The sequence below is a fragment of the Robertmurraya dakarensis genome (assembly GCF_900156875.1).
In the GTDB taxonomy this organism is placed as follows: Bacteria; Bacillota; Bacilli; order Bacillales; family Cytobacillaceae; genus Robertmurraya; species Robertmurraya dakarensis.
The window spans coordinates 447,158-453,856 of sequence record NZ_LT707409.1 but is presented as its reverse complement, the minus strand read 5'-3'; the positions used below and the strand labels follow the sequence as shown (position 1 = coordinate 453,856).

At 40.3% G+C, this 6,699-nt stretch carries 6 protein-coding genes; all 6 read right to left on the bottom strand.

The window, feature by feature from the left end; genetic code table 11:
- Window positions 1–126 precede the first annotated feature (126 nt).
- On the bottom strand, window positions 127–288 hold the full coding sequence (locus CZ487_RS26595) for a hypothetical protein (protein WP_154676026.1): 162 nt from the start codon (window positions 286–288) through the stop codon (window positions 127–129).
- Between the two features lie 48 nt (window positions 289–336).
- Entirely contained in the window at window positions 337–480 is a 144-nt protein-coding gene (locus tag CZ487_RS26590; RefSeq protein WP_154676025.1) for a hypothetical protein, read from the bottom strand.
- A gap of 117 nt (window positions 481–597) precedes the next feature.
- Window positions 598–2,130 (bottom strand): class I adenylate-forming enzyme family protein, encoded by a 1,533-nt coding sequence (locus CZ487_RS11390; protein WP_077212287.1) that lies wholly within the window; start codon window positions 2,128–2,130, stop codon window positions 598–600.
- Between the two features lie 498 nt (window positions 2,131–2,628).
- Window positions 2,629–4,224, bottom strand: a complete 1,596-nt coding sequence (locus CZ487_RS11385) for a PTS sugar transporter (protein ID WP_077212286.1) — start codon at window positions 4,222–4,224, stop codon at window positions 2,629–2,631.
- A 328-nt stretch (window positions 4,225–4,552) separates the two neighbouring features.
- Window positions 4,553–5,695 (bottom strand): NAD(P)-dependent alcohol dehydrogenase, encoded by a 1,143-nt coding sequence (locus tag CZ487_RS11380; RefSeq protein WP_077212285.1) that lies wholly within the window; start codon window positions 5,693–5,695, stop codon window positions 4,553–4,555.
- Window positions 5,696–5,849: 154 nt separating this feature from the next.
- Entirely contained in the window at window positions 5,850–6,692 is an 843-nt protein-coding gene (locus CZ487_RS11375) for an enoyl-CoA hydratase/isomerase family protein (protein WP_077212284.1), read from the bottom strand.
- Between the last annotated feature and the right edge of the window lie 7 nt (window positions 6,693–6,699).

The following is a 6,699-nucleotide window of genomic DNA, read 5'->3' as shown; positions in this document are numbered from 1 at the left end:
GCTTTTTCGGTTCTCATCTCCTTCATGAAGACCATCGACCACTTTTGCTGGAGCTTTTTCGGTTCTCATCTCCTTCATGAAGACCATCGACCACTTTTGCTGGAGCTTTTTCGGTTCTCATCTCCTTCATGATGACCATCGACCACTCTTGCTTGAGCTTTTTCGGGTTTTCATCTCCTTCATGATGACCATCGACCACTCTTGCTTGAGCTTTTTCGGGTTTTCATCTCCTTCATGATGACCATCGACCACTTTTGATGGTGCTCTTTCGGTTCTCATCTCCTTCATGATGACCGTTGTCCACTTTTGATGGAGCTTTTTCGGTTCTCATTTCCTTCATGAAGACCGTTGACCACTTTTGCTGGACCTCTTTCGGTTCTCATCTCCTTCATGAAGACCGCTGACCACTTTTGCTGGAGCTTTTTCGGTTCTCATCTCCTTCATGAAGACCGCTGACCACTTTTTCAGGTTGAACATCATCCCCCCCCCTAAAACATAAAAAAGAGCACTCGAATAATCCCAATTAAAAACGGGTTATCACAGTACTCTGTCAATTTTATGCTTGATAATGGGAAGGTTTCCCACCCTTTCGCTTACTTACATATTTGAATGTTGAGCCCAATAAGGAGCACGCAAATCTTTTTTGAGAATTTTTCCAGCTGCATTTCTTGGCAGTTCATTGACAAACTCAATGCTTTTTGGTTTTTTATAGCTTGCAAGATTTTGTTTGCAAAAATCGATTAATTCTTGTTCTGTTGCCTGATTATTTCTACGAACGATAAATGCTTTCAAGGATTCCCCCCAAATCTTATCTGGAATACCAATCACAGCCACATCCAACACATCAGGGTGTTTGTAAAGGACATCTTCAATTTCATCCGGATAAATGTTTACCCCGCCGCTTATGACCATATCCTTTTTGCGGCCTGCCAGATAGATAAAGCCATTTTCATCTTTTCTTCCTAAGTCCCCAACCGTAATATATCCGTTTTTAAAAGCTTTCTCGGTTTCTACTGGGTTATCAAGATACCCTTTGAAATGGTAGGGGTTTTTTATATAAATTTCGCCAACCTCCCCGGCCGGCAGTTCGTATCCATTTGAATCAAAGATCTTGACATCATTAAACATGACTGGTTTCCCAATTGAACGAGTGGTTTTTAACTGGTCTTCCGGGCGCAACACCGCACATCCGCCAATTTCCGAAGCACCATATAGATCAAATAGATGAACCTGGTTGAAAAAGGCAATGATTCTTTCCTTTGTACTTGTAGGGAGCGCGGAGCCAGAACTGATTAATGTTTTCACACTACCCATGTCATATTTTTGTTTAACCGAATCATCTAATTCTAGGAGGAAGTTACACATGGTAGGTACCATAAACATATTCGTAACTTTATAGTTTGATATATTTTCTAATACTTGTATGGCATCAAATTCTTTCATGATCACCAATGTGCCGCCTAATACTAATTGAGTCAGCAGCAAAACATGAGGGACAGCATGATAAATGGGACCAACCACTAATTGAATATCATTACTCTTAATTCCGAATTCTATTGAATACAACAATACTTGCATGCAGCGCGATTCATGTGTGACAATGCCACCTTTTGGTTTTCCAGTCGTCCCTGATGTGTATGTAATAAAATAGGTGTCTTGACCGTCGATTTGGATTTGTGGACTTTCCACGGATTGTGAACGGATGACCCCATCAAGAGATAGATAGTCTTCATGGCTATCTAAACGATCAATATTCACGTACTTTTCTACTGCAACATGATTCTTGAATGAAAGAACGGTTTCAACATATTCTTCAGAGAAAAATAGCGCCCTTGGTTTGAAATGCTGAAGCAATCCGGTTATTTCAGTCGCAGTCATTCGGTAATTAATTGGTGTGAAAATAACCCCGGCTTTTGCAGCACCAAGCATAATGACAGGTAATTCAATATGATTTTTTGATAGTATCGCGATTCTGTCACCCTTTTGGTAGCCTGAGCTAAGAAGAAATTGTGCAAATTGATTTGTTCTTTTCTCTAGTTCTTCATGGCTGATTGTTCTTTCTTTAAAAATGAGCGCCGGTTTTGAACCTAAATTTCTGCAGTTCATAGAATATAATTCTCCGATATTCATTTACCTTCCCCCTAGACTAATGATTGTTATACGATTATGATGAAAAAATTATATTGTTAGAGATGTTTATTTCTGAGAATCTAGAAAATAGCATATGAATAGAGTGAGATGCGATTAATTAATAACTGAGGTCAGAAAGTGCCTCATGCTTCTATTAAAGTATGCGACTATTACTAATTTAAATAATAAAAAGATTGAATGTCAATAACAAATACTCAATATTAACATAATTGCGATTATATATTATTTTCTAAAAACTAAATTATTATAATGTTGTATTCTCTATAGACACCACTAGATACAATCTTTAAAACAAACAGGTTGAAAAAATATCATTATCTTGGAGGAGTATAAAAAAGTGCTTCTGGATGAAAAAATTCCGACCAACTTTTTTCGGTCATAATCTGAAAATCATCAAACAAAAAAAGAACGGTTCTGCCCAGAAGAAACTTTCAAGGACAGCAGCCGTTCTTTTTTTAAGCTTAAGTATAAAACATACTAAGCCGATAATGATTCAGGCTTATTTTTAACTTTTTTCTTAGCTACTAGATTGACCGATAGAGTAATCATAAATGCACATAGTAAACTTCCTAGCATCGCAATAATGAAACCGCCCATGTTGTTAGATAGTAACGGCGCCATCACAGATGGAACATAAGCTGTTCCACGCACATCAAATAGACCGACTAGCAAGCCCCCTAATCCAGATGAGATCACGGCTCCTGCGAAGATGAATTTGCTGGAGAACATGAATGGATAGGCGGCTTCTACAAATGTACCAAAGCCAACGTTAATCAAAAACCCTGGGGCAGCTACGGCAGCTTCGCCCTTATCTCGCGGTGCAACAATATTGGCTAACGTAATACCAGCTGATACCATCACCAAGCCGACCATATCTACCGCACCTAAAAAGCTGTTCCCTGTGCGTTCCATTTCCAGTAAGACAATTGGAAGAATCGCTGCATGATAGATTCCACCAATAATAGCTGGCCAAATCAATAATCCTGCGATCAATCCTGCAAGGATTGGGTTCATTGCTACAAGTGTATCTAATAACGTTCGAATCCCTTCACCAAGTTGAAGTGCAATCGGGGCGATAAGAAAATACACGATTAATCCTGAGATAAGTCCAGCAATTCCACCTGCTGCAATATTGACCGTCGTAGCAGGAAATTTCCATTCAACACATTTTCTGAAAATATATTGAACCAAAAGCCCAGCACCAATTCCCCCGATAATACCACCAATAATGCCGCCATTTACCGATAATACCCCTGCGACAATACCGGCAACAATGGAGACATCATCAAGATCAGCCACTTGTTTCGCGGCAATAACAGCAAGAATAACAGGAAGAGCATTGATCATGACGTCAAAAACATTACCGAGCATCGATAACGCCGGGATCTTACTTAATGCCAATACCAAGGCCATCGCAATGAATCCTGGAAGAGATGACAGCATCATTCCTCGAATATTGATTCTCTTCCAAGATGAAACAGATGATTTTTGAGTATGATCGGATGAGGTTACTTTTCCGATAATAGGACGATAGGATATCCCCCAGTGCTTACTTAAGGAAGTAATAAAGGTTACCGCCCGTGTTCGATTCGTGGTTCCTGTTGTTCCGGAGGTTGAAATAACATTAACCCCTTTTGAACTAATACTTGCCATGGAAGTACCACCCGTTCCCGTTGCAGGCAATTTCTTTTTTGCTGCGGCTTCGACTGCTTTCTGGTTGGCCCCATTTGGATCTGCACTCATGAAAATTAATCCATCAATTTTACCATTTTCAATTTTCCCAGCTATCTCCTGATCTAGGATGGCTGCCTCTTGATTGACTTCCTTTAATGTTCCTTCCACTACGATAATTGGCTTTCGCGAATGTTCATCCCAGCCATATAAGGTAGCTTTTGTTGTTTCTTTCACCGAATCCATTGATCCATTGGCTGCAATAAACTGGAGAGACTCGCACTCCGTGCCTGCTGCTTCTATTTGCAATAATAGTTCTTCAAGAAGTTTCTCTGGTTCTTTTCCACCCAAGGAATATAGATTCCCTCCACTGCTGCCAAGTATCGCAAGCTTCTTTTTCATCTAATTTGCCCCCAAATACTATATTGTAATATATTAAATATTATAATTTAGTATTTTAATTAATTAAAGTGCTAATATGGTAAATTGGTAAATAAATAAAAAGAAATTTAGGAACTCTGGATCTGCCCCCCGCTATACTGTACTTGCCTCACTTGGCATGCTTTTAAGAACCTGAAAAATTTATCGACCTCATGTTTCATAAAGTGTTAATGTGCTCCCACTGAAACTCCACGGCTAATATGATTAAAACATGAGCATGGGAATTTTTTTAAGAATAAAAAGACCCACCATTCCCTTTGTCCAGAGGCATGATGGGTTCCGTTATCTATTATTTATTAAAAACTAATGGTTCATCCTTTCGATAGTCTTCATCAATAATTAAGATCGGTTTAATCGTTTGTCCACTATTTGAGTCTGCCGTTGCTTGATTAATGTCTTTGAATTTATAGAACTTTACTAATTTATCAAATGGGAATTTTCCTTCTTTATAATATTGAATCATCGTTGGAATCGCCAGCTGCGGAACGGCTCCTCCCATTAAGACACCTATCACCTTACGATTAGTCAGTGCCAAATCACTAAACGTATTAAATTCAATGGATTCTTTTGCTACAGCTACAGGCGCACTAACTCCGCCAATGGCCAGAACATCAAGGGATGCTTTCATGACGGATGAAATACCTGTCGTATCAACTGAATAATTAACACCCAACCCATCGGTGATTTCAGCAATGCGCTCCGCCAAATTTTCAGTCCTGCTATTAATGGTATGTGTAGCACCGAGTTCTTTGGCTGTTTCTAAACGAGAGTCGTGAATATCCACGGCGATAATGGTAGAGCAGCCTTCAATTTTGGCTGCCATCAGTGCAGCAAGTCCAACTCCTCCTGTGCCAAATACAGCAATGGCTGAAGAAGTTTTTGGTTGCAGTCCATTCACGACGGTGCCAAAGCCCGTTAAAAAACCACAGCCTAGAGGTCCAACTAATCGCAAGTCTACTTCCGGTTCCACTTTAATTAAATTATTGACACTTGTGATGGTATGTGTGGCAAAGGAACTTTGATTAAAAAAGTTAGACACAGGTGTCCCATCAGCTTTAAAAAAGATGTGGCTTCCATCCGGACGAACGCCGCCCAAATTCAGTGGCGCCCACTGGTTACAGGATGATGGCTGGCCTGTACGACAACCTGGGCAAGTGCCGCAATAATGGTAAGCCATGACCACTTGATCCCCTACCTTAAAGTCTTTGACAGCGCTGCCAACTTTTTCAATGATCCCTGCACCCTCATGACCGATAACTGCTGGCAATGGCGGCACAGCTGAACTGCCATTGCGTATACCTTCATCCGATTGGCAAATGCCGGATGCAACCATTTTCACGACCACTTCATCAGAATATAGTTCACCAAGTGTTAATTCTTCAAGCTGGTAATCCTCATTAGCTCCATTTACTACTGCAGCTGTAATTTTCATCCTATTCCACCCCTATCAACATTTTTCTGTTTTTTCAGAATTTACACAATACTATTATAGCAAGTTAAGTCTATTAAATGATATTATTTTTTAAAAATAGCGCCTGTCCCCCAGCGCTGGGGGGCTGTACTGCACTGGGGGACAAACACCCAAATCAATCAAGCTCGGTCAAAATCGATCCTAGTTCCTTTTCTACTGCTCGAGTTTGGCCGCCTTTTTCAAGGAATTGTTTCATTCTCGTTTCAGCGTCAGGAGTGTCGATTACAGCTTTAAGGAAGAGATTTTTCTCTTCACGGAGTCCGTCATGAAGATGGAAAGTTGAAGAATTGCGAACGGACTCTTTGGCAAGTTTGATCGCATCAATTGGAAAAGAAGCCATTCGATAGGCAAGTCTATTAACAAAAGCATCGATTTCATTTTCTGGCAGAGCACGATTGACCCAGCCATAGCGTTCAGCGAGTTCTGCATCAAACTCTTCGCACCCTAAAATAATTTCAAGAGCTCTTGAAGCTCCAACCAGTTTTGGAAGATACTGTGTTCCTCCTGCACCAGGAATAATGCCTAAGCCAACTTCTGGCTGGCTGAAAAACGCTTTTCCAACCGCTGCAAAGCGCATATCAAGTGCCAGCACAAACTCACTGCCGCCCCCTCCCACTCTGCCTGCTATTTTTGCAATGGTCACTTTCGGCATCGTTCGATATTGCTCAAACAACAGGTTAAAAGCATTCAGTGTACCTGGTTTATCAGGTACAGCCGCAAATTGATCTTTAAGATGAAGAATATCCTTCACATCATAATGCGGGATAAAAAAGTCCGGGTCTGCACTTTCAAACACAATGATGTTAACAGAATCGTCCCGCTTTACCTCTTTGTAAAACCGCTCGAGATCCTTAAACAATACAGTATCAAAAAGATTAATCGGCCGATGATCAATCGTCACAAAGGCCACTTTCCGATCACATCTAATTTTTAAAGATTGATAGTTTTCATATTTCACTTTTTTG

What these genes read in the sequence shown, in the direction of transcription:
- CZ487_RS26595 (WP_154676026.1), bottom strand. Translation starts at nt 288, where the DNA reads ATGAAGGAGATGAGAACCGAAAGAGCACCATCAAAAGTGGTCGATGGT.
- CZ487_RS26590 (WP_154676025.1), bottom strand. Translation starts at nt 480, where the DNA reads ATGATGTTCAACCTGAAAAAGTGGTCAGCGGTCTTCATGAAGGAGATG.
- CZ487_RS11390 (WP_077212287.1), bottom strand. Translation starts at nt 2,130, where the DNA reads ATGAATATCGGAGAATTATATTCTATGAACTGCAGAAATTTAGGTTCA.
- CZ487_RS11380 (WP_077212285.1), bottom strand. Translation starts at nt 5,695, where the DNA reads ATGAAAATTACAGCTGCAGTAGTAAATGGAGCTAATGAGGATTACCAG.
- CZ487_RS11385 (WP_077212286.1), bottom strand. Translation starts at nt 4,224, where the DNA reads ATGAAAAAGAAGCTTGCGATACTTGGCAGCAGTGGAGGGAATCTATAT.